Origin of the sequence: Sphingomonas phyllosphaerae (assembly GCF_036946485.1) — a bacterium.
Lineage (GTDB): Bacteria > Pseudomonadota > Alphaproteobacteria > Sphingomonadales > Sphingomonadaceae > Sphingomonas > Sphingomonas phyllosphaerae_E.
Genome location: NZ_JAQIJA010000002.1, coordinates 359,866 through 386,853 on the forward strand (window position 1 = coordinate 359,866; position 26,988 = coordinate 386,853).

Consider the following 26,988-nt stretch of genomic DNA (forward strand, 5'->3'; position numbering starts at 1 on the left):
ATCAATGATAACGGCGTCATATTGCTCCGCGATGAAGGCGAGTGCGCCGGTTTTTCAGCGACCGCATCCGCCGTCGCTTGCGATGGCGTCATAAGCCGTCCGCTGCAGCGCGCTCGTCTCCGCTTCGGAGAAGCCCAGCTCGCCCGCCGCGGCCTCCCGCGCGCCGAGCGTCCGCGGATCGATCCCGGTCACCCGCGCGAAGACCACCAGCGCCTCGAGATAATAGCCATAGCTGCTGGCGTGATAATGATCATAAGACCACAGCGGCACGCGCGTATAGTCGATACCGTCATAGGGATTGGCATCGGCGACGCCGCTGCGGATCGCGCAGGTGAACGCCTGGCCGACCGGCGCGACGTCCGCGTTCGCGCGCCGTGCCGCGGCGTCGATCACCCGGCGCAGGTCGTTCGCCATCGCCTCGACCGGCGTCCCCGACCAGTGCTTCTCGGGCAGGAAGACGAGATCGGGACGTGTCCACGTCGCCGACAGCGTGATCGCGACTTTCGGATTGCGGGCGCGGAACAGGTCGGCGAGCCGCCGTGCATCGGCGATCGTCGCCGTGCCGTCACCCGGGCGGTCGGGGTCGAGCGTGCTATATTCCTGTAGCACGACATGGTCCCAGGTGCGATCGATCAGCGCACGCCGTTCTGCCAGATGCCAACCGAGCGTCTTCCCCCCGGAAGTTTCCAACGACACCTGCCAGTCGAGCCCGGCCTGTTCCGTGAAACGCTTGAACAGCCCCGGCACGCCGCCGATCCGTTCGTTGTTCAGATCGGTGACGCGGTCGGCGTTGAGGACGCGGACCGGCGCATTGGCGCCGAAGGTAAAGCTGTTGCCGACGAACAGGATCGTCTCCGCCTCGGCAGGAGCGGCGACGGTCGGCAGCAGCGCCGCAAGGGCCAGGAGCATCGTGCGCATGGCCCCGCGCATAGCGATGCCGTCGCGGTCAGTGAACCGCGACGGCACCACTAAGTCACCAAGACAGGTTAAGGCGCCCGTAGATCTGCCGACCGTTGAACCCGAACGGCGAGTAATAAGGGAAGGCCGTCACGCCATTGTTGTTGAGCGTGGCCGGCGTGGTGTTCGGATAGACGTCGAACAGGTTCTCCGCACCCAGCGCCAGCGTGACATTGTCGTTGAAGCGGTAGCGTCCCTCCAGATCGATGATCGTATGACGCCCGGTATAGACGTCGTTCGCCACGACGGTGCCCGGCTGCAACACGTCGCCATAATGCACCGCGCGGATCGTCGCGCCCAGCGCGTCCCCCCGCCAGTCGACCGCGCCGACGATCTTGGTGCGCGGCGTGCCCTGTTCGATCGTCAGGATGCGGTTGCGGCCGAACAGGCTGGGGGCAGGGTTGAGTGCCGCCGTCGAGGTCGGGATGCGATCGACCGAAATTTCGTTCAGGTTCGCCGCCGCGCTCAGGTTGAAGCTGCCCAGGCTCTCGGTACGCAGCGTATAGGCCGCGACGATGTCCAGCCCCTTGGTGGTGGTCTGGATTCCGTTGATGAAGAACCGCGCCGCCTGCACACCGAAGGGGGCGAGCAGCGCGCCGACCTGCGCGCTCGCCGATGCCTGAATATTCTCGGACAGCGCGATCTGGTCGCGGATGCGGATGTGATAGCCATCGACCGTCAGGCTGAACCCGCCGACGCGCACCACCGTGCCGACCGAGTAATTGCGTGACTTTTCCGGGTCGAGCGGCAACGCGCCCAGTGCGCGCGCGATATCGCTCGATACCGGATAGAGGCCGGTTTCCTGCGGACCGAGGTTGCCGGTGACCAGGGTTTGCGTCGAGGTGTAATATTGCTGCTGGAGCGACGGGGCGCGGAAGCCGGTCGACACCGAACCGCGGAACGCCAGCCACGGCGCCACGTCATAGCGCGCGGACAGCTTGGCGGTCGCGGTCTCGCCGAAGTCGGAATAGGTTTCGCCCCGCGCCGCCGCGCCGAAGGTCAGCTTGTCCCACAGTCGCGCTTCGACATCGAGGTAGAGGCTGCCGTTGCTGCGGTGGACGTCGACCTCGTTCGAGGGCTGGAAGCCCACGAAGCCCTGCGCACCCGAAGCCAGCGTGCTGGGAGCGCCCGCAGCGCGATTGTAGCTTTCCGGCTGCCCGGCGCCGATCGCGAAGCCTTCGCGGCGATATTCGCCACCCGCCGCGATGTTGATGACCGCTGCACCCAGCGTATATTCGCGCGCCAGGTCCAGCCCGGCCGTCAACTGATCGTAGGTCAGCCGGCCGCTGTCGAAGTCGCGCGGCGAGGCGCTGCCCAGGGTCGCGTTGCCCGAATTGCGCGTCTCGAAGTCGATCGTGTTGCGGCCATAGCTGACGGTCAGGTCGGTGTTCCACCCACCCAACTCGCCGCGCACGCCGGCGGTCGCGTTGTAATCCTTTGACCGGGATCCGATCAGCGGCAGGAAGCCATCCGGGTACAGGCCGATCAACGCATCGGCGTTCAGATTACCGGCATTGGCCACGCGCGGAAACGCGCCGCTTTCGCTGTCGCGCTGCTGGAAACCACCATTGGCATAGGCCGTCCAGTTGCCGTCGCCCAGCGGCACCGCCGCGTTGACGTAGACCGTACCTTGCTCGACCTCGGGATCACCGAAGCGCGCGCGGATGCGCTGCGGCGCGGCACCGCGCGGGTCGATATCGGCGCGGTTGGTCGGCTGGCGCGTGACATATTCGCCCGAGAGGGTCAGGAACCCTTCGCTACCCAGCGCGAAGCCCTTCCACCCGCTGAACGTCGCGGTCTCGCCGTCGCGTAGCGAGCGCGACGTCCGCGCGGCGTCGTACTTCGTCGCATAGGTGCCGAAGGTGACGTTCGCCCCGCCGCCCTCACGCGCCTCGCGCAGCCGCAGGTTGATGACGCCCGCGATCGCATCCGATCCATATTGCGCCGACGCGCCTTCGCGCAGCACCTCGACGCGGTCCAGCGCGACGGTCGGGATCGTGTTGAGGTCGACTGCGGCCGACCCGCGGCCGATCGAACCGTTGATGTTGAGCAGCGCCGACGTATGCGCGCGCGTGCCGTTGATCAGCACCAGCGTCTGGTCCGGTGACAGCCCGCGGAGCGTCGCGGGGCGGATCGCATCGGTCCCGTCGACCGCCGCCTGCCGCGGGAAGTCCACCGACGGCGCGACCGTCGACAGCGCATCGGCCAGCTCGGTCGTGCCCTGCGCACGCAACGCGTCGCCCGTCAGCACGTCGACCGGCGACACCGTGTCGAGCCGGCTCCGCCCCGGCGCGCGCGTGCCGGTGACGACCACTTCGTTATCGACCGGTGCCTCGGCGGCGGGTTCGGCATCGCCGGTGGCGGCGGGCGTGGTCTGCGCGGCGACCGACGTCGCCAGCACTGGCAGCAACAGCGCGGCGCCGGCCAGCAGCGCGGCTCGGGTGGTGCTCATACGAATTCCCCTTCTTGTTCTTCGGCCCGTATATGGCCGGCTATTCTCTACGTCTCTGATGGTGATTAGGGGGCAATGCTTGCTTGCCCGCGCCTAAGCCGCGCTTGGTCGAAGGGGCGTTTAGGGCAGTGGCGGAAGAGGTGGGATTCGAACCCACGGAGAGCTTGCACCCTCGCTGGTTTTCAAGACCAGTGCCTTAAACCGCTCGGCCACTCTTCCCGACGCGCGGTGGCGGTGCCTATGGCAGCAAGGATCGGCTATGTTCAACCCCCTCGCTGCGGCTGCGGCCACCCGTGCCGCCGGTGCGATGACCTGCGGTACCGCAAGCGAGCGCGCCGTGTAAGAACCGTTGCATCATGAAAGCGGTAGCTACTCTCACGCGCGGCCTGGCCGCAGGGGCGTGCCTGATCGCGCCGACGATCGCGGCGGCGCAGGACGACGCCGGATTTCGCACCTACCTGACGCAGGTGCGCGGCCGCGCGCTCGCGGCGGGTGTGTCGGCGGCGACGGTGGACGGCGTGCTCCCGACGCTCACCTACAATCCACGGGTCGTCGCGCTCGACCAGCAGCAGCCGGAGGCGCGTCCCAATGCGCCGGTGCCGCGCTTTGCCCCCTATCGCACGATGCACGTCGACACCGCGCGCATTTCGCGCGGACGCACCACCTATGCCGCACAGCGTGCGCGGCTGGCGCGGGTCGAGGCGGCGACCGGCGTGCCGGAGGAGATCATGGTCGCGATCTGGGGCCACGAAACGAACTACGGATCGTACACCGGCAATTTCGACACGATCCGCAGCCTCGCCAGCCTCGCCTATGAAGGCCGCCGCCGCCCGTTGTTCGAGGGCGAGCTGATCGCCGCGCTCAAGATGATCGACCGCGGCGTCTCGCGCACGCAGCTCACCGGAAGCTGGGCGGGGGCGATGGGCAACCCGCAATTCCTGCCCTCGGTCTACCTGCGGCTCGCGCGCGACGGCGACGGCGACGGGCGGGCCGACATCTGGAATTCGGCGGCGGACACGCTGGCGTCGATCGGCAATTACTTCGTCCAGGCCGGCTGGCGGCGTGGCCAGCCATGGGGCGTTGCAGTCAACGTCCCCGCCGGCTTCAACCGTGCCGAGGTCCGCAACCGGCTCGTCTCGCCACGCTGCCCGCGCGTGTTCGAGCGGCATAGCGGCTGGCGATCGATGGCCGAGTGGCGCGCGCTCGGCGTATCCGCGCAAAGCCGCACGCTCGCCGACGACGTGCAGGCGACGCTGATCGAGCCCGACGGTCCCGGTCAGACCGCCTATCTGCTCACCGGCAATTACCGCGTGATCCTCGACTACAACTGCTCGAATTTCTACGCGCTGTCGGTCGGCTTGCTCGCCGATGCGATTGCGTCATAGCGGCGCGGGTCGCTATAGCATGTTCCTCGCTCATCCGATCTCGCTTCGACACACGGAATCATAAATGACCAAGCTGCTGACCGTCCTTGCGCTTCCTGCTGCCGTCGTCGCGCTGGCGATGCCCGCCGTCGCCGCCGCGCCGCAGTTCGACACGCCTGCGCCGGTCGCCTTCATGGAGGATCTGTCGTCGGGTGCGGTGCTGTTCGCGCGCGACGCCGATCGTCGGATGCCCCCGGCGTCGATGGCGAAGATGATGACGGTCTACACCGCGTTCGAGATGATCAAGCGCGGCGACCTGAAGCTCGATACCGAGTTCGAGGTGCGGCCGGAGACGTGGCAGAAGTGGCACGGCCCGCAGGCGGGATCGACGATGTTCCTGTCGTCGGGCGAGCGCGTGTCGGTCGCCAACCTGCTCTACGGCATCGTCACCTTGTCGGGGAACGACGCGTGCATCGTGCTGGCGGAGGGCATCTCGGGCACCGAACAGGCGTTCGTCGAGCGGATGAACGAGGATGCCGCGAAGCTGGGGCTGAAGAACAGCCATTTCGGCACCGCCAACGGCTGGCCCGACGGCGGGGTGACCTATGTCACCGCGCGCGATCTCGCCACGCTGGCCGCGGCGACGATCCAGCAGCATCCGAAGCTCTACAAGCAATTCTATTCGCGCCGGGATTTCACCTGGGGCAAGACGATGGGCGCGGGGCAGGCGATCACCCAGGCCAATCGCGATCCGTTGCTCGGCCGCGTCGCCGGCGCCGACGGGCTGAAGACCGGCCATACCGAGGAGGCCGGCTACGGCTTCACCGGCTCGGCGGAGCAGAACGGCCGCCGGCTGGTGATGGTGCTGGCCGGGCTGACCAGCTTCAACCAGCGCGCGAGTGAATCGGTGCGCTTCATGGAATGGGGCTTCCGTGCGTGGCAGGCCAAGCCGGTGGTGAAGGCCGGGCGCGAGGTCGGCACCGCCGCGGTCCAGCTCGGCAACGCCAGCGAGGTGAAGCTGGTCGCACCGAAGGACCTCAAGGTGACCATCCCGTCGGGCAGCCGTCCGCAGCTTGCCGCCAAGATCGTCTATAACGGCCCGATCAAGGCACCGATCAAGCAGGGCGCGCATATCGCCGATCTGGTCGTCTCGTCGCCCGGGCTGCCCGAGCAGCGAATGCCGCTGGTCGCCGCTGCCGACGTCGGCGAAGCGGGCTTCTTCGGCCGCGCCTGGCACGGGCTGACCGGGCTGTTCGGCTGACCAGCGTCACGCGGATGACAAGGGGGCGGTTCCTCAGCCTCGAAGGCGGGGAGGGGGCGGGCAAGTCGACGCAGGTGCGCGCGCTCGCCGCCGCGCTCGGCGACCGCGGGATCGACACCCTCGTCACGCGCGAACCGGGTGGTAGCGAGGGCGCGGAGGCGATCCGCGCCTTGCTGATGCAGGGCGACGCGACCCGCTGGAGCGCGAGCGCGGAGGCGCTGCTGTTCGCCGCCGCACGCGCCGACCATGTCGAAAAGGTGATCCGCCCCGCGCTTGACGCCGGGCGCTGGGTGATCTGCGACCGGTATATCGACTCGACCCGCGCGTATCAGGGGCTGGCCGGCGGGATCGACGATGCCGCCATCCTCGCGCTGCACGATTTCGGCGCGCAGGGGCTGCTCCCCGATCGCACCTTCCTGCTCGCTTTGCCTGCCGACGTCGGTGCGGCGCGCGCCGCCGCGCGTGACGGTGCCGCCGCCGATCGGTTCGCGCGCCGCGACCGTGATTTCCACGCCGCGGTCGCTGCCGCCTTCGAGGGGTTCGCCGCCCGCGAGCCCGCCCGCTTCACGCGCATCGACGCGACGCAGCCGCCGGAAGCGGTGACGGCGGCGATGCTGGACGCGCTGGCGGACCTGCTGCCGTGACCGGCTTGCGCGGCCACCGTGCTGCGATCGACGCGTTCACGGCCGCCAGCACCGGCGGCGCGCTCCACCACGCCTGGCTGCTCGCGGGGCCGCTGGGCGTCGGCAAGGCGACGTTCGCGCTGGCGGCGGCGCTGCGGTTGCTCGCCGAGGGCATGACGCCCGGCGTGCTCCCGCCCGGCCTCGCTGTTCCCGACGACCATCCCGCCGCGAAGCTGATGATCGCGGGCTCGCACCCCGATCTGCGGGTGCTGCGCCGGCTGTCGAAGAAGGACAAAGAAGACGAACTCGCGCGGTCGATCACCGTCGACCAGATCCGCAGCCTCGGCCCGTTCCTCGGCACCATGCCGTCACTGTCGCCACGCCGCGTGATCGTGATCGACGCCGCCGACGATCTCGAACGCCCCGGCGCCTCGAACGCCCTGCTCAAGAGCCTTGAGGAGCCGCCCGCGGGAACGGTGTTCCTGCTGGTCAGCCACGCGCCTGGGCGGTTGCTCCCGACGATCCGCTCGCGCTGCCGGTTGCTCCGCTTCGACCCGCTCGATGATGCCGAGATGGCCGCCGTCCTCGCCGACATCCTTCCCGAGGCCGAGCCTGACGAACGCGCCGCGCTGGTGCGGATCGGGGAGGGGGCGCCGGGCCGCGCGATCGGCTATGCCGGACTCGATCTCGGCGCGATCGACGCGGCGGTCGAGGCGATCGGGCGCGACGGCGATCCGATGCTCACCCGCCGCGCGGCGCTGGCCCGCGCGCTGTCGCCCAAGGCCGCGCAGCCGCGCTACGAAGCGTTTCTCGATCGTGTGCCGGCGGTGATCGCGCGCATGACCGCGCTGCGCGTCGGTGGCGAGCTGCGCGCCGCGCTCGACGCCTATGACGAAGCGCGCAAGGTCGCGGCCGCGGCGCGCAGCCTCTCGCTGGATACGCAGGGCACCGTCTACGAATTGGCCGCGATCGTCGCCCGCCTGGCACCGCCGGGCCCGACGCCCCCGATACCCCCCCCTACGATCGTCGTCGCCCCTGCGCAGGCAGGGGCCCATGTCTGTATCGTTGAGCGGCGGGTCTGACACAGTGCGCTCGGCACGTGTGTCTCGCACCACGCCAGCCGCGACAGACAAAGCCCCCTCCGGCGCAAGCCCAACCAGATCATCCCGACGACGGTCCTTGTTGCCGCCGGCCACAGGTCTTAGGGAAGCGCCATGGGCGAACCCTTCTACATTACCACCGCGATCAGCTATCCCAACGGCCGTCCGCATATCGGCCATGCCTATGAGGCGATCGCCGCCGACGCCATCGCGCGTTTCCAACGTCAGGCCGGGCGTGACGTCCGCTTCCAGACCGGCACCGACGAACACGGGCTGAAGATGGTGCAGACCGCGCGCGACAAGGGTGTCGAGGTGCGCGCGCTCGCCGATGAAATGTCCGGTCATTTCCGCGCGATGTGCGATGCATTGAACATCAGCTATGATCGCTTCATCCGCACCACGGACGCCGATCACCACCGCGCCAGTCAGGCGATCTGGGAGGCTATGGCCGCCTCCGGCGACCTGTACCTCGACCGCTACGAGGGTTGGTACTCGGTGCGCGACGAAGCCTTCTATGACGAGAAGGAACTGGTCGACGGGGAAGGGGACGCGAAACTCTCGCCGCAGGGCACGCCCGTCACCTGGACCGCCGAGGAGACATGGTTCTTCCGGCTGTCGAAATATCAGCAGCCCTTGCTCGACCTATATGCCGCCAATCCCGACTTCATCCGGCCGGAGGCGCGTCGTAACGAGATCCTGCGCTTCGTCGAGGGCGGACTATCCGACCTGTCGGTGTCGCGCACCAGCTTCGACTGGGGCGTGGCGGTGCCGGGCAGCCCCGGTCACGTCATGTACGTGTGGGTCGATGCGCTCACCAATTATCTGACGGGCGCCGGCTATCCCGATGGGCCGATGCCGCATTGGCCCGCCGACATCCATCTGATCGGCAAGGACATCGTGCGCTTCCATGCGGTGTATTGGCCGGCGTTCCTGATGTCGGCCGGCGTCGCGCTGCCCCGGACGGTCTTCGGCCACGGCTTCCTCCTGCATCGCGGCGAGAAGATGTCGAAGAGCCTGGGGAACGTCGTCGATCCGCTCGATCTTGCCGAAGCATTCGGCGTCGATGGCCTGCGCTATTTCCTGCTGCGCGAGGTGAGCTTCGGTCAGGACGGCAGCTATTCCGCGGACGCGATCGTGACCCGCGTCAATGCCGAACTGGCGAACTCGTTCGGCAATCTGGCGCAACGCACCTTGTCGTTCATCGCCAAGAACCTGAGCGGCGCGCTGCCCGAACCCGGTCGATCCGATCCGGCCGACGCGCAGTTGATCGAGGAAGTCGTCGTCGCCTGTGCCGGGTTCAAGGCGGCCTTCGGTGATCTGCTGCTCAGCCAGGGGATCGAGGCGTGGATGCGCGGCGTCTTCGCCTGCAATCAATATATCGACGCGCAGGCGCCCTGGTCGCTGCGCAAGACCGATCCCGAGCGGATGCACGCCGTGCTCGGTACGCTGGTGCGCGCGATCCGGATGCTGTCGATCACCATCCTGCCGGTCGTGCCGGCCGGGGCCGGCCGCGTGCTCGATCTGCTTGGGGTGGAGGCGCGCGATCACGCCGCGGTCGATGACGACGGCTGGTATGCCCGGCAGGCCGCGTCAGGCTTCACGCTGGCGACGCCGACCCCGGCGTTCCCGCGGCTGGAGATGCCGGCAGAGGCGGAGCCGGCCTGATGCTCGCCGACAGCCATTGCCACCTCAATTACAAGGGGCTGGTCGAGGAACAGCAGGCGGTGCTCGACCGCGCCCGCGCGCGCGGCGTCACCGCGATGCTCAACATCGCCACGCGTGAGAGCGAGTGGGATGCGGTGCTCGCCACCGCCGAGCGCGAACCGGACGTCTGGGCGACGGTCGGCATCCACCCGCACGAGGCCGACGCGCACCCGCATGTCGACACCGCCAAGCTGGTCGCGCGCGGCCGACATCCGCGCGTGGTCGGCGTCGGCGAAAGCGGGCTCGACTATCACTACGATCATTCCGATCGCGCCCGCCAGCAGGCGAGCTTCCGCGCGCACATCGCCGCCGCCCGCGAGTTGCGTGTTCCGATCGTCGTCCACACCCGCGACGCCGAGGCGGATACCTTGGCGATCCTGCGCGAGGAAATGGAGCAGGGGGCGTACGCCGGAGTCATCCATTGCTTCACCGCGAGCGGTGATTTCGCCGATGCGGCGCTTCAACTCGGATTCTACATCTCGATTTCCGGCATCGTGACGTTCCGAAACGCCACCGACCTGCAACAAACCGCCTCCCGTTTGCCGCGCGAGCGGCTCCTGATCGAAACCGACGCGCCGTTTCTGGCGCCGGTTCCGCATCGCGGGAAGCCGGGCGAACCGTCCTTCGTCGCCGATACCGCGGCGTTTCTCGCCAAGCTGCGCGGTGAAAATGTCGATGACTTACAGTCATATACCGCCGCCAATTTCCACCAACTCTTCAGCAAGACCCGCCCGGCGTGAGGGTCCGCATCCTGGGCTCCGGCACCTCCTCCGGCGTGCCCCGCATCGGCAACGATTGGGGAGACTGCGACCCAAAAGAACCCCGTAACCGTCGGACAAGATCATCTATTTTGGTCGAGCACGATGGCACTCGCATCCTGGTCGACACCAGCCCCGACATGCGACAACAACTGCTCGCCGCCGACGTCGCGACCGTCGACGCGGTGATCTGGACCCACGAACATGCCGACCACGTCTTCGGCATCGATGATCTTCGGCAAGTATATCATGCGCTTGGCCGACCGGTCGAAGGCTATGCCCGACCACGTACCGCCGCCGCGCTTCAGCGTCAGTTCGGCTATGTCTTCCAAGGCAACAGCGGCTATCCGCCGACCGTCAATCTCAACGACTTACCGGATCGACTTCGCATCGGTACGATCGAGCTGAGCATCGTCGATCAGCCCCATGGTGGCATCACCTCCGCCGGCTTGCGCTTCGAAGCCGGCGGGCATGTCATCGGCTATGCCACTGACATCAGTGACATGACCCCAGACATGTTGCGCCATTATCAGGCGCTGGACGTGTGGATCGTCGATGCGCTCCGCCGCCGACCGCATCCGACCCATCCCGATCTCGCCACCGTTCTTGGCTGGCAAGAGGAGCTTCGACCGCGCCGAACCGCCCTGGTCCATATGGATCAATCGATGGATTATGCAGGGCTTTGTGCAGAATTGCCCGCCGGGGTCGAACCGGGGTTCGACGGCTGGGAATGGACGGCATGAACGACACCGCGATGCGCGCCGTCGTTCTTGCTCTCGTCCTGATCTTGCCGCTCTCGGCGTTGCTGGCGCGGCGCATCCCATGGCGCACCACGCTGTTCTACAGCGCGATATGGCTGGGTATCGCCGCTCTCCTAGCAATTATCATCCACCTCTTTACATAACGTCGATTATCGAGATTGTACCTTTTGGCGATCGGAGGTGCTTTCCCGCCGTTCACCCCGGTGTGGCGCGTGTCGCCCGCGCTTCGGCGGTCAACACCAATTCCGCAGCCAGCAAAGCCCCCGCCTGATCCTGCGCCACCGACGTACCCTCGACGAGGTCGTTGATGAATTGCGGCCCGAACGGCAGCGGCACCTTCGAGCAATCGATATAGCGCGTGCCCTTGCGATCGGCGATGAACAGATGGTTGCCGCCCGGGCGTCCCGCGACGTCGACATATTTGCGCAACTCGATGTAGCCCTCGGTCCCGAGGATGAAGAGCCGTCCGTCGCCCCAGGTCGGCAGCCCGTCGGGCGTGAACCAGTCGACGCGAACATAGCCGACACCGCCGTCTCCATGGAGCATCATGTCGCCGAAATCCTCGAACTTCGGATGTTCCGGGTGCGCGAAATTGCCGGTTTGCGACGCCACGACATTCGCGCGCGTGCTGCCGGTCAGATAGACGAATTGATCCGCCTGGTGGCTGCCGACGTCGGTCAGGATGCCGCCGTTGCGGGCCGGGTCCCAGAACCACTCCGGCCGGTTCGGCGCCGACAGCCGATGCGGCGCGAGATTGATCGTCTGGATGACGCGCCCGATCGCACCGTCATGCACCATCTGGCCCGCCATCACCGCCGCGGGCACCTCCAGCCGCTCCGAATACATGATCCCGTATTTGCGACCGGTTTCCTTGATCGCGCGGCGCACGTCGGCCAGTTGCGCGAGCGTCGTCACTGCCGCCTTGTCGCTCAAATAATCTTTGCCCGCGCGCATCACGCGGATGCCGAGCGGCGCCCGCAAGCTGGGGATCGCCGCGCTGCACACCAGCTTGATCGCGCGGTCCTGCAGGATCTCGTCCTCGCTACGCGCCAGCTTCGCGCCCGGATAGCGCTTCTGGAACGCCGCGATCTGCTTGGGATCGGTGGCGAAGAAGCTGGTGAGCACCCCGCCCCCGCGGATCATCGCGTCGGTGATGCCATAGATGTGGTTGTGATCCATGCCGATCACCGCGAACGGCACGCGATATTTCGCCTCGGGCGATGGCTTGGCGACCGCGGTTTCGGTCGGCGCGTCGCCGCGCGTCGCGGATTGCGCCAGCGCATCACCGGCCAGACCCACCAGTCCGGCGGTCAGCCCCATTCCCAGCAGCGCGCGGCGATCGGCATACGTCATCGTCTCGTTCCTCTCAAACCGTGACCAGCGAAGTCGGCCATGTCACCGCCTCGCCACGATCCATCGCCTGTTCACCGAGCAGCGAGGCGACGCTCGCGTGATAGGCCTGCTGCAACAACCCCGGCAGCGGCTTGCCAGAGCGTACCGCTTCGCCAAAGCCCTCGAATTGCAGCATCGTCTCGTCATATTCGCCCCAGCCCAGCGACTCACCCGGGGTCGTCACCGGCAGCTCCGGGAACCAGGTCGCGCCGCCGATCGGGATGGTGCGCTTGTGCCCGCGTTTCACGTCGGCCTGCATCCGCTGCAACGCCAGCGCGCGCGGCGGTACTTCCTGGTAGATGCGCCCCAATTCGGGTTCGATCGTCCCCTTGCTCCCCTGGATCTGCTCTTCGCACCCATAACGCGCGTTGTTGAGCAGCGAGGTGTAGATCAGCTTCCGACCACCCGCATATTCGTAGATCAGCGCGACATGGTCATAGACCTCGCGCCCATCCTTCCAGAAACAGATGCTGCCCGATCCGATGACCCGCGTCGGAACCGCGTCGAGGAACCAGTTGCCGACCTGTAACTGGTGCGTCGCCAGCTCGGTCATCAGCCCTGCCGAACTTTCGCGATACAGCCGCCAGTTGATCCGCCGGTCGTCGCTGTCGGCAGGGACCGGCCGCCGCCACGCATTGTTGCGGTGCCAACTGGCGCGGATCTGGGTGACGGTGCCGATCTCGCCGGCCTTCACCCGCCGCAGTGCGTTCAGATAGGTCGGGTGGAACATCCGCTGGTGCCCGATCTGCAGCACCTTGCCCCGCTCGCGGGCGCGCTGCACCATCGCACCGCAGTCGGAAACCGTGCGGGCCATCGCCTTTTCGCACCAGACGTGCAGCCCCGCGTCCATCGCATCGAACGTATGCTGCGCATGGCGGTGGAGCGGCGTGGCGATCACCACCGCGTCCAGACCGCGCGCGTCGAGCATCTTGCGATGATCGCTGAACTCGGGCGTTCCCGCCGCCACCCACTGCCGCGCCTTGGCAAGATGGGGGGCGTAATTGTCGCATAGCGCGGCGACCATGCAGTTGCGCGTTTTCGCGATATTCTGGATCAACGCGCGCCCACGATCGCCGGTGCCGATCACGCCGAGCCGGACCTTGCCCGCCCCCGCCGTCTCCGCACCGGCGGCGATCGCAGCCCAGGGCGTCGCCGTTGCCATCACGCTCCCGGCGCTGGCCATCAAGACGCGGTCGAGGAAGGTACGACGCGTCAGGTCGAAAGTCTTGTCAGTCATCACGCAAACATCCTGATCGGAGCGGCCGGTGCAAGGTCGAACAGCATCCGCCGCACGCCATCATGCAGCCGCCGGGCGGCGGCGTCATCCGCGACGATCAGCGCGGTGCTCAACATCTCGGCGATCGCGCCGCTTCGATCCACCACGACGGCCGTGCGCGGCGCGACGATCGCCTCCTTGCGCCCGGGGCGAAGCATCGCCGCGCGTTCGGGAGCCGCCACGCCAACGCCGAGCGTGGAGGATATCGAGAGCGCTTCGTCGATCAACTCGACCTCGACCAGCGCGTCCGCGCCGTTTCGCGGATCGGGCACGGTGAACGACCAGGCACCACCCAGCGGGTGCGCGCCGATCACCGCGATCGAGCTTTCGCCCGCGGACAGCAATGCGCATTCCACCCCCGCCTCGCGTAGCGCCAGGATCGCGCGATCGAGTGCATAGCCCTTGCCGAACCCGCCGAAGTCCAGCGCGACCGGTGCATCGCACGCGAGCGTCGCGGCGTGTCGATCAAAACGAAGCTGCGGCCATCCGCTCGTGACCAGCCGCCGATCGACCGCCGGGTCGAACAGCCCCTCTGTCGTCGCGCGTGCGTCGTCGATTTGCACCAGCGCATCGAACAGGATCGGATCGTCGATCTTCGCCGGCCCACCTCCACGAAGCACCTCGTTCAGCGCCGTGGCGGGCGACGGGCGATGGATCGTCAACGCATCGTCGACCTGCTCGATCGCACGTTGCGCCAGCGTGAGCGCGTCGGGGGCGCCATCACCGAACCGGTGCAGTTCGATGCGCGTCCCCATTGCCGGGAAGCACAACTCCCCGGTCGCCGCCAGCGCCCGCGTCGAGGCTGCGGCGCGGGTCAGGCCTTGACCTCCCAGCCCGGCTGGTAATCGACCGACCACAGCTTCATGGCCTCGGCGCTCGCGGGCTTGCCGGTCGCCGGGTCGATGGTCAGCACGCTATTGGTGCGATAGGCGATATTGCCGAGGTGGCAGAGCGTGGTGCTGATATGTCCCTCGGCGATCGGCGAGGCGAGCGCCGACGCATTGCCACGGATCACGTCGACGAAATTGCGGGCGTGATAGACGTCGAGCACCCCCTCACCCACCGTTCCCGTCGTTTCCGACGTCGCGGCGGCCATCACCTTGCGCACCGGCTTGCCGGCGAGATCGTACAGCTCGAACCCGTTACGATCGACCACCGCCGATCCCTTGGTGCCGAGCAGCAGCACCCCGCGCCCGCGGCCATAGGTCTGTTGCGCGTTGCAGCTTTGCCCGTTCCAGCGGATCGCGCGATCGCCGTCGTAGATCAGGTCGAGCGCGAGTGAATCGTACATCTCCCAATCGTCGCCCTTGTGGAAATGCTTGGCTCCCCGGGCCTCCACCGTCTTGGGATAAGTAAGCCCCATCAGCCAGCGCGCGACATCCAGCTCGTGCATCGCATTGTTGCAGATTTCGCCGGTGCCGTACTTCCAGAACCAGTGCCAGTTATAGTGGACGAGGTTCGATCGGTAATTGCCGCGCGGCCGCGGGCCTTGCCACATATCCCAATTGAGATTGGCGGGCGGCGCGACGACGCTGCCCCGGCCAATCGAGCCGCGATTGTTCGCATACCAGGTCTGCGCCTCATAGACGTCGCCCAACTCACCGGCGCGGATCAGGGCGCCGAGTTGCTGCGTCTCCGGGCTCGATCGCTGCTGGTTGCCGACCTGCAATGTGCGCCCGGTCCGCTTCTGCACCGCGATCAACGCCTCGCCTTCGGCCGGCGCGATGCCGATCGGCTTCTCGATATAGCAATGCCGGCCGGCATCCATGGCATCGATCGCCAGCTTGGCGTGCCAGTGATCCGGCGTAGCGACGGTGATGACGTCAACGCCCTTTTTGTCGAGCAGCCGGCGATAGTCGCCTTCGGTCTTCACCGCCGGATTGCCCTTCGCGGCGAATGCCGCCGCCCGCTTGGCGAGCACGTCCGAATCGACGTCGACGAGATGCGTGATCGTGACGTTCGGCTGCTTGGCAAAGGCGCTCATATGCGCCTGTCCGCGCCCGTTGACGCCGACCACCGCCACGCGCAACCGGTCGTTCGCGCCCTTGATCTGCGCGTAACTGCGCGCGCTGACGGCGATCCCCAACGCCGCACCGGCGCCGGTCAACATCGTGCGACGATCGATCATCGGTCTATCCCTCTCAAAACTCGCGGATCTTGATCGACCGGAAGTCGACCCGATCGCCATGATCCTGCAACAGGATCGGTCCCTGCGCACGCTCGCCGAAGCCCGGCAATTTCGCATATTTGCTCTGCGCCACCAGCGCCCGGAAAGCCGGCGAGCCACGCTCGTACTCAACCACCTTGAAGCCATTGAGCCAGTGTTCGACATGCCGCCCACGCGACACGATCACCGCCCGGTTCCACTCGCCCGGCGGGTTGATCCGCTTGCCCGGGCTGTCCGGGTCGGACAGGTTGCGCGCCGCGATCAGGTCGTAGAGCGATCCGAGCGTGCGGTTGCCGTCCCGCCCGCGTTTCGCATCGGGGTGCCGTGCATCGTCGAGCAATTGATATTCCAGCCCGATCGCCGAACCTTCGCCCTTTGACAGCGCCGGATCGACGAAATATTTGATCCCGCTGTTGGCGCCTTCGGTCAGGCGGAAATCCACCGAGAGCTCGAAATCCTTATAGTCGCGCGTCGTGACGATATCGCCGCCGTTCGTCGATCCCGCGCCATTGCCGGCCTCGACGGACAGGATACCGTTGCCGATCGCCCAGCCCTTCGCCGGGAAGCCGGTGCCCTTGGCGGCCTTCCATCCCGTACCGCTGCGACCGTCCCACAACAGCTTCCAGCCCGCACGCCGCTCGCTGTCCGATAGCCGATTGGAGAGCCAGCCCTGCTCGGGCAGTCCCGTGGCTGGCAGGGCAAAGCGAGCCGCGCCCTCGGTGATCATGCGGACGTTGCGGAAACGCGCCTCGGGATGCCGAGCCGCGTCGGCATCGGGAATGGCGTGGACCTGGAAAGCGATGAAGCCGCGCGCATCGGTGTCGTCGACGATATCCGCTGCCGGCACGCCGTTGATCCACGTCCGCAGCCGGTTGCCGATCGCCTCCACCCGGTAATGGTTCCAATCGCCGGGGCGAAAGGCGCGGCGGGCGGCCTCGTTGCGCCCCAGCGTGTAGAGCCATTGCCGACGCTGCTCGTCATACAGCCCGCCACTCCACGCGCGCTTCGACGGATCGATCTCCGCCTGATAGCCGAAGACCACGCCGTTGCGATAATCGGGGCGGCTCTGCCCGCGGATCATCACGCCGGAATTCAGCACGGCATCGGTCTTCGCATCGAACTCGATGATGAAGTCGCCATATTGCGCGTCGGACACCAGCCAACTGTTGGCCTTGCCTTGCTCCGCCCGCCCGACCAGTTCGCCGCCCACGACATCATAGGTCGCGTTGCCGCCGACCTTGTGCCAGCCGGCGAGTCCGGCGCGCGGGGTGACGTCGCGCCACGGCGCCTTCTGCCGGTCGGCCTGCGGCGGCCGCGCCGTTCCGGCGGAGGAAAGCGTCATGGCCAATAATGCCGCCGCTGCGAGTGTACGGACCTTCATCACGCGCCCTGCCCTGATTTTTGACGCCGCGCCTGTCGCTTGGCCATCATGTTTCGGGTGCTGTTGCACCTCTCCCGGACCCGAGCCTATGCCGCGGCCCGACCACTTGCAATAGAGATGTCAGACATTGGCGACCGCCTGGCATTACGCTACGACTGCCCCGGGCGCCGAAGATGCGGTCAGCCCAGCGTTTGAAGAGGCGGGCGGATGCGAAAGACAGAGAGTGGTGGCAAGCTGTATCGCGGGATCGTCGACGCGATCATGGCGGATATCGCAGAGGGCATCTATCCCGTCGGCGCGCGCCTGCCTGCCGAACGCGACTTGACCGAGCGGTTCAAGGTCAGCCGCCCCACCGTCCGCGAGGCGATGATCGCGCTGGAGATGCAGGGCATCGTCGAGGCGCGCAAAGGATCGGGCGTGTTCGTGCTGGCCACCGGCGCGGTCGATGCGAATCGCGAACTCGATATCGGCGCGTTCGAGATCACCGAGGCGCGCCGCCTGCTCGAAGGCGAAGTCGCAGCCGTCGCCGCCACCGAGATCGACGATGCGCAACTCGCTGAACTCCGAACCTTATTGGCGCAGATGGAACAGAATGACGTGTCGGTGGCCGAGGAGGCCGATCGCCGCTTCCACATCGCCATCGCGGAGGCGACCGGCAATGCCGTGATCATCGCCGCGGTCACCGATTTCTGGGATATGCGCTTCCGCTCGCCGCTGGCGCGCGAAGTGCTCGTCAAGGCGGGCAGCCTCGGCACAGAGAGTCGCATGGCCGAACATGGCCGCATCCTTTCCGCGCTGGAAGCGCGCTCGCCGGTCGACGCGCGCAACGCGATGCGCGACCACCTCAGCCGCGTCATCGATCATCTGCTCGACGTGACAGAAACCGAAGCCGTCGAACGGGCGCGCGCAGAGGCGTCACAGCGCCGCCACGCGCTTGCCCGGCGCGCAGTCTGAAGGACTTGTCGGCCATTGTCAGCATGGACTGACAATGCTACCTGACAACTAGGCAAGGATGTGCTGGGCCGACTGTCACAAGGCAGCGGCCGTTTCGCCTCACGCAGCACGCCGGCCGTCAGGGAGAGGGCCTATGACCAGTCAGCACCGCTACAAGCGTCACCTGTACGTTTCGATCAGCCTGATGAGCATGGTGGCCGCCGCCCCGCTCGCCGCGCAGACCGCCGGTCAAGCAGGCGGGCAGGCCCCCGCGCCGGCCGCCGCCACCGCCGATCAGGACCTTTCCGAAGGGCAGATCGCCGACATCGTCGTCACCGGCTTCCGCGCTTCGCTCAACAACGCGCTCAACCAGAAGCGCAACGAAACCGCCGCGATCGACAGCATCGTCGCCGAGGACATCGGCAAGTTCCCCGACTCCAACCTCGCCGAGTCGATGCAGCGCATTCCGGGCGTCGCCTTGTCGCGCGGCGATGGCGGCGAAGGTCGCAACATCTCGGTGCGCGGGCTCGGCGCGCAATTCACGCGCGTGCGGATCAACGGCATGGAAGGCGTGTCGCAGGTCAGCGGCACCGACATTCGCGGCGGTGTCGCCACCGGGCGCTCGTTCGACTTCGTGACCTTCCCGACCGAAATCTTTTCGGCCTTGTCGGTGCGCAAGACGATGTCCGCCGATGTCGAGGAGGGATCGCTCGGCGCGACCGTCGACCTGCGCGCGCCGCGACCGTTCGACCAGAAGAAGGACTTCGTTCTCTCCGGCACCGCCCGCGGCATCTACAACGACATCAAGAAGGACATCGACCCGCGCCTGTCGGCGATCGTCTCGAAGAAGTTCGGCGATACCTTCGGCATCCTCGGTAGCATCGCTTATTCCAAGCGCCGGATCGACGAATATGCCTATTCGGCGGTCGATGTCGTTCCGACCTATGTCTACGGTCAGGCCGCGCCCGCTGGTGGGCCGAATGCCGGCGTGATCTTCCCCTTCTGTACGCCGATCGGCTACAGCTACAATGGCGCTGCCACCACCAGTCCGGTGCCCGGTTACACGCAGCCCAATGGCGTCGCGATCGGCGCCGACGCGAACAATTGCAGCACCGGCAATCCCCGCACCGGCACCGCCGCCGCGTATGACTATATCATGAGCCGCGTCGGCAACGGCCGACCGGGCGGCGGTGTCTTCCTCCCTCGCCTTCCCCGACCGGTGAAGAGCAGTCAGGATCAGCAGCGCCTTGCCGGCACGCTGACGCTGCAATGGAAGCCGAGCGACAACACCGACATCTCGCTCGACGGCCTCTATTCGCGCTTCAAGGTCAACCGCCTCGACGCCTATTTCGACGCCCGCTCGTTCGGGCGCGCGATCTCGAACAACGGCCAGCCGCTGACCTCGGTGCGCGAGATCGAGGTCGACGACAACGGCTCGCTGATCCACGGCCTGTTCGACGGCGTCGACCTTCGTTCCGAAATGCAGGAGGAGCACTTCACCTCCGAATATCGGCAGGCCAATCTCAATTTCGACCATCGCTTCTCGGATTCGCTGCGCTTCTTCGGCCTGGTCGGCGTCAACGAGTCCCGCCTCGACGTGAACCGGCTGCAGGTCGCGATCGACTCGAACGACACGCGCAATTGGTCGATCGACTTCCGCGACAATCCCGACATTCCGAAGATCGGCTACGGGATCGACACCACCAACCCCGCACTGTTCCGCTACGGCCCACCGCTCACCACCGGCGACCAGCAGGGTCAGCTGTCGAACTTCATCCGCCGCAACGTCATCCTCAGCAAGACCTTCGAGCTGAACGGCGAGTGGGAAGCGGCACACGGCTTCACCGTCGTGGCCGGCGGCCAGTATCGCACCAACCGCTACACCGCGCGCGAACGCCAGCTCGGCACGACCACCCCGCTGACCCTGCCCAGCGGCGTGTCGATCGCGGATTTCACCTATACCGTGACCGGCATCGGCAAGAATCTCGACGGGCAATTGCAGGATTTCGTGTCGGTGGATCCGACGAAGTTCCGCAACGCCGTCGGCCTCGACAGTTATGCATATTGCAGCATCGAATGCGCGCGCGGCACCTACGGCGGTGTCGACGAGAAGTACAAGTCCGGCTATCTGATGGTCCGGTTCGACACCAAGGACGTGCTGCCGTTCGCGCTTCGCGGCGATGCCGGCGTCCGCTACGTCCACACCAATCTCGATACCTATGGGCCGATCACCACCGCGGCGCCGGCCGGGTCGGCTTATTCCTCCCGGTTCGTCATCTCGGAGGTGAGTCGCTCCTACGAGGACTGGCTGCCGGCCGTGAACCTCGCGCTCGACATCACGCCGGAGCTGATCGCGCGCTTCTCCGCGGCGCGGGTGATGTCGCGCCCGTCCTACGGCCAGTTGATCCCGGCGGGCTCGGCCAACCTTGTCATCCAGACCGCCTCGTTCAGCAATCCATTCCTCGACCCGATCCGCGCCAATACGATCGATGCAGCGCTCGAATGGTATTTCGCGCCGGGCTCGCTGGTGTCGGTCGGCTATTTCTACAAAAACATCGAAACCTACATCCAGTCGCTGCCGCAGCTCGTGCCTTTCCAGGACATCGGCCTGCCGCTGTCGCTGCTCACCGGCACGCAATTGCGCCCGACCGACCTGTTCAGCGTCCAGCGCAACGTCAACACCCCCGGCGGTCCGCTGCGCGGGTTCGAAGTGAACGTGCAGCTGCCGTTCCGCTTCCTGCCCGGCGCGCTCAGCAATTTCGGCGCGCTCGGCAACTTCACGCGCGTCCGTTCGAACATCACCTATCTGATCGGTGGTGGTCGCACGCGCGTCGCGCCGCTGGTCGGGCTGTCGGGCGAAACCGCGAGCGGCACGCTCTATTACGAGGACAGCAAGTTCAGCATCCGCTCGACGCTCAATTACCGCTCGTCGTTCCTCACGGCGGTGCCGAGCGGATCGGTCGATGCGGACTCGTCGTCGAACGCCAGCTCGATCTTCGTCGACGCGTCGGCCTCGTACAATCTGACCGATAACATCAAGCTGATCGCCGAAGTCTCGAACATCACCAACGAGACCAACCGGCTGACCGTCGATACGGTGCGGCAGGACCCACTCTACACCGCCTATTTCGGTCGCACGTACGCGCTCGCCGTCAATTTCCAGCTCTGACCAACGGATGCCGATGACCGATCCACGACCTGCTCCGCTCAAGGCCGGCGGCAACATCCGCTGGGTGATTTGCGCCCTGCTGTTCTTCGCCACCACCATCAATTACATCGACCGGCAGGTCATCGGCATCCTGAAGCCGACGCTCCAGTCGGAGCTGGGCTGGTCCGAAATTGATTATGGAACGATCGTCTTCTGGTTCCAGGCGGCCTATGCGATCGGGCTGCTGGCGTGTGGGCCGATCATCGACAAGGTCGGCTCGAAGCTGGGCTATGCCGCCGCGATCACCTTGTGGAGCGTCGCGGCGATGGTGCACGCGCTGGTGCGCAGCCCCGGCGGCTTCGCAATGGCGCGCTTCGCGTTGGGGCTGGGAGAGGCCGCCAATTTCCCGGCCGCGATCAAGTCGGTCGCCGAGTGGTTTCCCAAGAAGGAGCGCGCACTGGCGGCCGGCATCCTAAACGCCGGCGCCAACGTCGGCGCGATCGCCACGCCGATCGTCGTGCCGATGATCGCGCTCAGCTATGGATGGCAGGCGGCGTTCCTGATCACCGGCGGCCTCGGTTTTCTGTGGCTTGCGGCATGGCTGCTTTTCTACCGCGTCCCTTCCCGGCACCCGCGCGTCTCCGTGCAGGAGCTGGCCTATATCACCGCCGATCAGGACAATGACGCGGGCACCGCGCCGATCCCATGGGCGCGCCTGTTTCGACGCCGCGCGACCTGGGCGTTCGTCATCGCCAAGTTCCTCACCGATCCGGTCTGGTACCTCTTCCTCTTCTGGCTGCCGGATTTCTTCGCCAAGCGACATGGGCTCGACCTCAAGACGTTCGGCCCGCCGCTGATCGCGGTCTACCTGCTCGCCGACGTCGGCAGCATCGGGGGCGGCTGGCTGTCGTCGGCCCTCATCAAGCGCGGCTTCAGCGTCAATGCCGGGCGCAAGCTTGCGCTGCTCGCCTCCGCGATCCTCGTGACCCCGATCGTGTTCGCCAGCAGCGTCTCCAGCCTGACCGCGGCGGTGGCGATCATCGGTCTGGCAGCGGCCGCGCATCAGGGCTGGTCGTCCAACCTCTATACGATGGTATCGGATACCTTCCCGCGCACCTCGATCGCGTCGGTGATGGGGATCGGCGGCGCGGCGGGCGCGGTCGGCGGCATGATCATGGCGAAATATGTCGGGCAGGTACTGGAAACGGTCGGCACCTACGTCCCCGTCTTCCTGTGGGCCGGCAGCGCCTATCTGATCGCGCTATTGCTCGTCCACATTCTGGTCCCGAAGCTCGACCCGAACGCCGCCCGCTAACCCCCCGTCGCCCCGGACTTGATCCGGGGCCCCGCTGCTTGCTGCCGTCGAGGAAAAGCGGGACCCCGGATCAAGTCCGGGGCGACGATCAGGGGCAGGTCATCCCCGCACCGTCAGCGTCTTCGCCAATGCCGCGTGCCACCCCGCGGCCAGCGTATCGCGGGCATCGTCCGCCATCTTCGGCTCGAAACACGCGGCGCGCGCCCAGGTCGCCGCCAGCGCATCCAGATCCTTCCACATCCCCGTCGCCAGTCCGGCATGGAACGCAGCGCCGAGCGCGGTCGTCTCCAGATGCCCCGGCCGCTCGACGGGCACCTGCAGCATGTCGGCGAGGAACTGACACAGCCAGTCGTTCGCCGCCATGCCGCCGTCGACACGGATCGTCGCCGGCGGGTCACCACCATCGGCGACCATCGCATCGGCCAGATCCATCGTCTGGTATCCCACGGCCTCCAGCGCCGCACGCGCCAGATGCGCCTGCGTCGATCCCAGCGTCAGGCCGAAGATCGCGCCCCGCGCATCCGGGTCCCAGTGCGGCGCGCCCAACCCGACGAACGCCGGAACCATGTAGACGCCGTGGCTGTCGGGCACCTGCGTCGCCATATCGTCGGTATCGCGTGCGTGGGTGATGACGCCGATCCCGTCGCGCAGCCATTTCACCGCGGCACCGGCAATGAAGATCGATCCCTCCAGCGCGTAGGTCACCTGGCCGTTCAGCCGATAGGCCGGGGTCGTCAGCAACCGATGCTGCGACGCGACCGCCTCTTCGCCGGTATTGAGCAGCATGAAGCAGCCGGTGCCATAGGTGGACTTGACCATGCCCTTAGCAAAACACGCTTGTCCGAACAGCGCCGCCTGCTGGTCGCCCGCAACCCCCGCGATCGGGATCGCCGCGTCGAACAGCCCCGGGCTGGTGTGGCCGAAGATATGGCTGTTGTCGTGCACCTCGGGCAGCAACGCCATCGGCACGCCGAACAGCGCGCACAACGCCTCGTCCCACCGCTGCGCATGAATGTCGTAGAGCAGCGTGCGGCTGGCGTTGGTGATGTCGGTCGCATGAACCGCACCGCCGGTCAGCCGCCACAGCAGGAAGCTGTCGATCGTCCCGAACGCCAGATCGCCCTTCTCGGCCCGCTCCCGGGCACCCTCGACCTCATCCAGAATCCACGCGAGCTTCGTCGCCGAGAAATAGGGATCGAGCAGCAGCCCGGTCTTCGCGCGCACCGCGCCTTCATGTCCCTCGTCCTTCAGCCGCGCGCACAGCTCGGCGGTGCGGCGATCCTGCCAGACGATCGCATTGTGGATCGCCGCTCCGGTCGCACGATCCCAGACGACGACGGTTTCGCGCTGGTTGGTGATGCCGATCCCGGCGATGCCACCGGCGCCGACGCCGCTCTCGGCGATCGCCTCGCGCGCGGTGTCCAGCGTGTCGCGCCAGATGTCCTCGGGATCATGCTCCACCCAGCCGGGCCGGGGATAATGTTGCGCGAACTCGCGCTGCGCGGTCGCCACCGGGCGGGTGTCCACGTCGAAGACGATCGCGCGCGTCGACGTGGTGCCCTGGTCGATCGCCAGGATATGCTGCGGGCCGGCCACGTCTGTCTCCTCGATTGTCAGTTGCGCGCGCGCGGCGGCAGATAGGGCCGCACGAGATATTGGTAGATCGCGGCCCCCGTCACCCCGCCGATCAGCGGCCCGGCGATCGGCACCCACCAGTAATTGCCGGGTCCGGGCAGCGCGGAATCGCCCCAGCCCATCAACCAGCAGAACAGTCGCGGACCGAAGTCGCGCGCCGGATTGATCGGCCAGCCTTCCAGATAGCCTGCCGACGCGCCGATACATGCGACCAGCAGGCCGATGATCAGCGCGCTGGCATTTGCCATCGGTGCCTGCGTGTTGAACTCGTCGGTGATCGCGAAGATGCCGAGCAGCAGGATTGCGGTCAGCACCACTTCGTCCCAAAACGCATGGATCGGCGTGATGTGCGCGCCCGGCGCGGTGAAGAACACGCCCGCCGCGCCCCCGGCGGCGCGGGTCAGGCCATGCGCAGCATTATACGCCTCGATCACCGGCCCGAACAATTGATACACCAGCGCCGCGCCGATCATCGCGCCGACGATCTGCGCCGCGACATAGGGAAGCACCTTCCACCGCGGAAAGTCGCGAAAGATCGTCAGCGCGAGCGTCACCGCCGGGTTGGCGTGCGTGCCGGATACCGCCCCGGTGACATAGATCGCCAGCGTCACCGCCAGACCCCAGGCGATGCACACGCCCCAATATGCCGTCGCATAGGGACTCGGATCATAGAGGATCAGCATCGCCGCCGCGGAATTGCCGAGCGTAATGATGATCGTCACCGCCAGCGCCTCCGCGATCAATTCACCCCGAAAGCCATGCTGCCCCGTCACGCGCCGCCTCCCCTGCGCCTCACCCGGGCGCTGCGCGATACTTTCCTGCGTTTGCAAGGAAGGTCAACGCCGGTTTGAAGCAACCGCCGAACTTGTCCTATGTTGTCGCATCTTACCGCTACGAGGCACCTCCGTGCAGCAACAGACACGATCGTCCGACTTCGATACCGATCTGCTGATCGTCGGCGGCGGGATCAACGGCACCGGGATCGCACGCGATGCGGCCGGACGCGGGTTATCGGTGACCTTGGTCGAACAGGACGATCTCGCCAGCCATACTTCGTCTGCCTCCACCAAGCTGATCCACGGCGGGCTACGTTATCTCGAATACCGCGAATTCCGGCTGGTGCGCGAGGCGTTGATCGAGCGCGAACGGCTGTGGCGGATGGCACCACACATCATCTGGCCGCTCGAATTCGTGCTCCCGCAGAGCAATTCGCCGCGGCCGGCGTGGCTCGTGCGGCTCGGCCTGTTCCTCTACGACCATCTCGGCGGGCGTAAGCGGCTTCCCGCGACCCGGACCGTCATGCTCGATCGCGATGCGATCGGTCGCGGGCTGAAGCCGGGCAATCCCAAGGCGTTCGTCTATTCGGACTGCTGGGTCGAGGACAGCCGCCTCGTCGTGCTCAACGCGCGCGACGCCGCCGATCGCGGCGCCACGATCCTGACCCACACCCGTCTGATCGCCGCCCGCCGCGAAGAGAGCGGCGGCTGGTTGGCGACGATCGCCGACGCAGCCGGCACGCGCGAGCTTCGCGCCCGCGCGCTCGTCAATGCCGCGGGGCCGTGGGTGGCGCAGGTGCTCGGCACCGTACCCGACGCGCGGCGCGACCGCGGCGTGCGGCTGGTCAAGGGCAGCCATATCGTCGTCCCGCGGCTCTATGACGGTGGCCACGCATTCCTGCTCCAGAACCCGGACCGGCGCGTGGTGTTCGCGATCCCCTACGAACAGGATTACACACTTGTCGGCACCACTGATGAGTCATGGCAGGGCGAACCGGCGCCCGCCGTCATCGATCAGGCCGAAACCGACTACCTTCTGCGCACCATCGCGCGCTATTTCGAGCGTTCCGTGGCACCGGACGACATCGTCTGGACCTATTCGGGCATCCGGCCGCTCTACGACGATCACGCGGCTGACGCGTCGGCGGTGACCCGCGACTATGTGCTTAATCTCGATACGGGTAATAGCGGCGCACCGATGCTCAGCGTCTTCGGCGGCAAGATCACCACCTATCGCAAACTTGCCGAGCACGCCCTGCAGCAACTGGCGCGCTTCTTCCCCGCTGCCGGTCCTGCCTGGACAGCCGACGTCGCGCTGCCCGGCGGCGACATCGTCGATGCTGATTTCGAGCGCTATTTGAGCACCCTTACGGCCCGTTACCCGGCCTTGCCCGCTCCCCTGCTTCGTCGCCTGGCGCGCGCCTATGGCACACGTACCGAACGGTTGCTGGGCGACGCACGCACCACGGCGGATCTGGGCGCCGACCTGGGCGGCGGTTTGTTCGCACGTGAGGTGGACTATCTGCGTGACCAGGAATGGGCGACGAACGTCGAAGACATTCTCTTCAGACGCAGCAAGCTCGGCCTGCATGTCCCCGCGGGCACCGATGCCCGCCTCGACGCTTATCTGGCGTCGATCAGTGGATCAGCCCGTGGCGGCTCACCAGTGCATTGAAAGCGTCGGCCGATAGCGGCGATGCGAAGACGCAGCCGGCGACCAGATCGTCCGCCCAGACCACCATCGCGGCGATCATGCCCAGTCCGGGCAGGTTCAGCCAGATCGGCTGATTGCGGTCCATGCTGGAAAAAGTGAGCAGCCGACAACCATGCTCGGAAAGGTCGACGACCTTGCACAGCGTACGCGCCATGCCGCTTTGCTCGGCAGGAGTCTCAAGCTCCATCCGCGCACGCTTGCTGCGGCGGAAGGGGCGAGCGGCAGGGGTGTATTCGGCTGCGAACATGGCGGCGATCGTACGCCGCCATGC

22 protein-coding genes and 1 tRNA gene are annotated in these 26,988 nt (G+C 66.7%); 12 read left to right on the forward strand and 11 right to left on the reverse strand.

The annotated features are described in order from the left end of the window. Positions 1-54: 54 nt before the first annotated feature. The 3 genes from PGN16_RS07100 to PGN16_RS07110 form a co-directional block, all read right to left on the reverse strand. On the reverse strand, positions 55-918 hold the full coding sequence (locus PGN16_RS07100) for a PEP-CTERM sorting domain-containing protein (RefSeq protein WP_335308712.1): 864 nt from the start codon (positions 916-918) through the stop codon (positions 55-57). Positions 919-973: 55 nt separating this feature from the next. After that, entirely contained in the window at positions 974-3,409 is a 2,436-nt protein-coding gene (locus PGN16_RS07105) for a TonB-dependent receptor plug domain-containing protein (RefSeq protein WP_335308713.1), read from the reverse strand. Positions 3,410-3,538: 129 nt separating this feature from the next. After that, positions 3,539-3,628: transfer RNA gene (locus tag PGN16_RS07110), tRNA-Ser, on the reverse strand. Positions 3,629-3,765: 137 nt separating this feature from the next. Between PGN16_RS07110 and PGN16_RS07115 the strand changes: the two genes are divergently transcribed. The 8 genes from PGN16_RS07115 to PGN16_RS07150 all read left to right on the forward strand — a co-directional run bounded on the left by PGN16_RS07115 (position 3,766) and on the right by PGN16_RS07150 (position 11,123). Further along, positions 3,766-4,794: a lytic murein transglycosylase gene (locus tag PGN16_RS07115; protein ID WP_335308714.1), complete on the forward strand. Its 1,029-nt coding sequence runs from the start codon at positions 3,766-3,768 to the stop codon at positions 4,792-4,794. Between the two features lie 64 nt (positions 4,795-4,858). Then, the gene (locus tag PGN16_RS07120; protein WP_335308715.1) at positions 4,859-6,034 is read left to right on the forward strand and encodes a D-alanyl-D-alanine carboxypeptidase family protein; all 1,176 of its coding nucleotides are present in this window, start codon (positions 4,859-4,861) and stop codon (positions 6,032-6,034) included. A 14-nt stretch (positions 6,035-6,048) separates the two neighbouring features. Beyond that, positions 6,049-6,678, forward strand: coding sequence for a dTMP kinase (gene tmk, locus PGN16_RS07125; RefSeq protein ID WP_335308717.1), 630 nt, complete (start codon positions 6,049-6,051; stop codon positions 6,676-6,678). Beyond that, on the forward strand, positions 6,675-7,739 hold the full coding sequence (locus PGN16_RS07130) for a DNA polymerase III subunit delta' (RefSeq protein ID WP_335308719.1): 1,065 nt from the start codon (positions 6,675-6,677) through the stop codon (positions 7,737-7,739). Before tmk ends, PGN16_RS07130 begins: the two co-directional genes overlap by 4 nt. A 132-nt stretch (positions 7,740-7,871) precedes the next feature. Further along, a complete protein-coding gene (gene metG / locus PGN16_RS07135; RefSeq protein ID WP_335308720.1) occupies positions 7,872-9,422 on the forward strand; it encodes a methionine--tRNA ligase in 1,551 nt (516 codons plus the stop codon). After that, positions 9,422-10,201, forward strand: a complete 780-nt coding sequence (locus PGN16_RS07140) for a TatD family hydrolase (RefSeq protein WP_335308722.1) — start codon at positions 9,422-9,424, stop codon at positions 10,199-10,201. Before metG ends, PGN16_RS07140 begins: the two co-directional genes overlap by 1 nt. Continuing rightward, on the forward strand, positions 10,198-10,962 hold the full coding sequence (locus tag PGN16_RS07145; RefSeq protein WP_335308723.1) for an MBL fold metallo-hydrolase: 765 nt from the start codon (positions 10,198-10,200) through the stop codon (positions 10,960-10,962). The genes PGN16_RS07140 and PGN16_RS07145 overlap by 4 nt, the downstream gene beginning before the upstream one ends. Beyond that, on the forward strand, positions 10,959-11,123 hold the full coding sequence (locus PGN16_RS07150; RefSeq protein WP_335308724.1) for a hypothetical protein: 165 nt from the start codon (positions 10,959-10,961) through the stop codon (positions 11,121-11,123). Before PGN16_RS07145 ends, PGN16_RS07150 begins: the two co-directional genes overlap by 4 nt. A gap of 52 nt (positions 11,124-11,175) precedes the next feature. On the opposite strand, the gene PGN16_RS07155 is transcribed toward PGN16_RS07150, so the two are convergent. The 5 genes from PGN16_RS07155 to PGN16_RS07175 are packed head-to-tail and all read right to left on the reverse strand — an operon-like array spanning position 11,176 to position 17,157. Next, on the reverse strand, positions 11,176-12,333 hold the full coding sequence (locus tag PGN16_RS07155) for a Gfo/Idh/MocA family protein (protein ID WP_335308725.1): 1,158 nt from the start codon (positions 12,331-12,333) through the stop codon (positions 11,176-11,178). 13 nt (positions 12,334-12,346) lie between these two features. After that, complete coding sequence (locus tag PGN16_RS07160; protein WP_335308726.1) at positions 12,347-13,609, reverse strand: Gfo/Idh/MocA family protein; 1,263 nt, start codon at positions 13,607-13,609, stop codon at positions 12,347-12,349. Beyond that, positions 13,609-14,403, reverse strand: a complete 795-nt coding sequence (locus tag PGN16_RS07165) for an FAD:protein FMN transferase (RefSeq protein WP_335308727.1) — start codon at positions 14,401-14,403, stop codon at positions 13,609-13,611. Before PGN16_RS07165 ends, PGN16_RS07160 begins: the two co-directional genes overlap by 1 nt. 59 nt (positions 14,404-14,462) lie before the next feature. Then, positions 14,463-15,776 (reverse strand): Gfo/Idh/MocA family protein, encoded by a 1,314-nt coding sequence (locus tag PGN16_RS07170; protein ID WP_335308728.1) that lies wholly within the window; start codon positions 15,774-15,776, stop codon positions 14,463-14,465. A gap of 13 nt (positions 15,777-15,789) precedes the next feature. Continuing rightward, entirely contained in the window at positions 15,790-17,157 is a 1,368-nt protein-coding gene (locus tag PGN16_RS07175) for a 3-keto-disaccharide hydrolase (RefSeq protein ID WP_335308729.1), read from the reverse strand. A gap of 246 nt (positions 17,158-17,403) precedes the next feature. Here PGN16_RS07175 and PGN16_RS07180 point away from each other — a divergent pair, with 246 nt between their 5' ends. The 3 genes from PGN16_RS07180 (at position 17,404) to PGN16_RS07190 (ending at position 22,592) form a co-directional block, all read left to right on the forward strand. Continuing rightward, a complete protein-coding gene (locus PGN16_RS07180) occupies positions 17,404-18,150 on the forward strand; it encodes a FadR/GntR family transcriptional regulator (protein WP_335308730.1) in 747 nt (248 codons plus the stop codon). Positions 18,151-18,283: 133 nt separating this feature from the next. Beyond that, on the forward strand, positions 18,284-21,298 hold the full coding sequence (locus PGN16_RS07185) for a TonB-dependent receptor (protein WP_335308731.1): 3,015 nt from the start codon (positions 18,284-18,286) through the stop codon (positions 21,296-21,298). Positions 21,299-21,311: 13 nt separating this feature from the next. Continuing rightward, positions 21,312-22,592 (forward strand): MFS transporter, encoded by a 1,281-nt coding sequence (locus PGN16_RS07190; protein WP_335308732.1) that lies wholly within the window; start codon positions 21,312-21,314, stop codon positions 22,590-22,592. 99 nt (positions 22,593-22,691) lie between these two features. Here the strand turns inward: PGN16_RS07190 and glpK are convergent, their stop codons facing one another. Both glpK and PGN16_RS07200 read right to left on the reverse strand, forming a co-directional pair. Continuing rightward, positions 22,692-24,188 (reverse strand): glycerol kinase GlpK, encoded by a 1,497-nt coding sequence (glpK, locus tag PGN16_RS07195; protein WP_335308733.1) that lies wholly within the window; start codon positions 24,186-24,188, stop codon positions 22,692-22,694. Between the two features lie 17 nt (positions 24,189-24,205). Then, entirely contained in the window at positions 24,206-24,949 is a 744-nt protein-coding gene (locus tag PGN16_RS07200; RefSeq protein WP_335308734.1) for an MIP/aquaporin family protein, read from the reverse strand. Between PGN16_RS07200 and PGN16_RS07205 the strand changes: the two genes are divergently transcribed. Next, a complete protein-coding gene (locus PGN16_RS07205) occupies positions 24,939-26,678 on the forward strand; it encodes a glycerol-3-phosphate dehydrogenase (protein WP_335308735.1) in 1,740 nt (579 codons plus the stop codon). The two genes, PGN16_RS07200 and PGN16_RS07205, sit on opposite strands and share 11 nt — an antisense overlap. Here the strand turns inward: PGN16_RS07205 and PGN16_RS07210 are convergent. After that, the gene (locus tag PGN16_RS07210) at positions 26,641-26,964 is read right to left on the reverse strand and encodes a PilZ domain-containing protein (RefSeq protein ID WP_335308736.1); all 324 of its coding nucleotides are present in this window, start codon (positions 26,962-26,964) and stop codon (positions 26,641-26,643) included. The genes PGN16_RS07205 and PGN16_RS07210 overlap by 38 nt on opposite strands. Between the last annotated feature and the right edge of the window lie 24 nt (positions 26,965-26,988).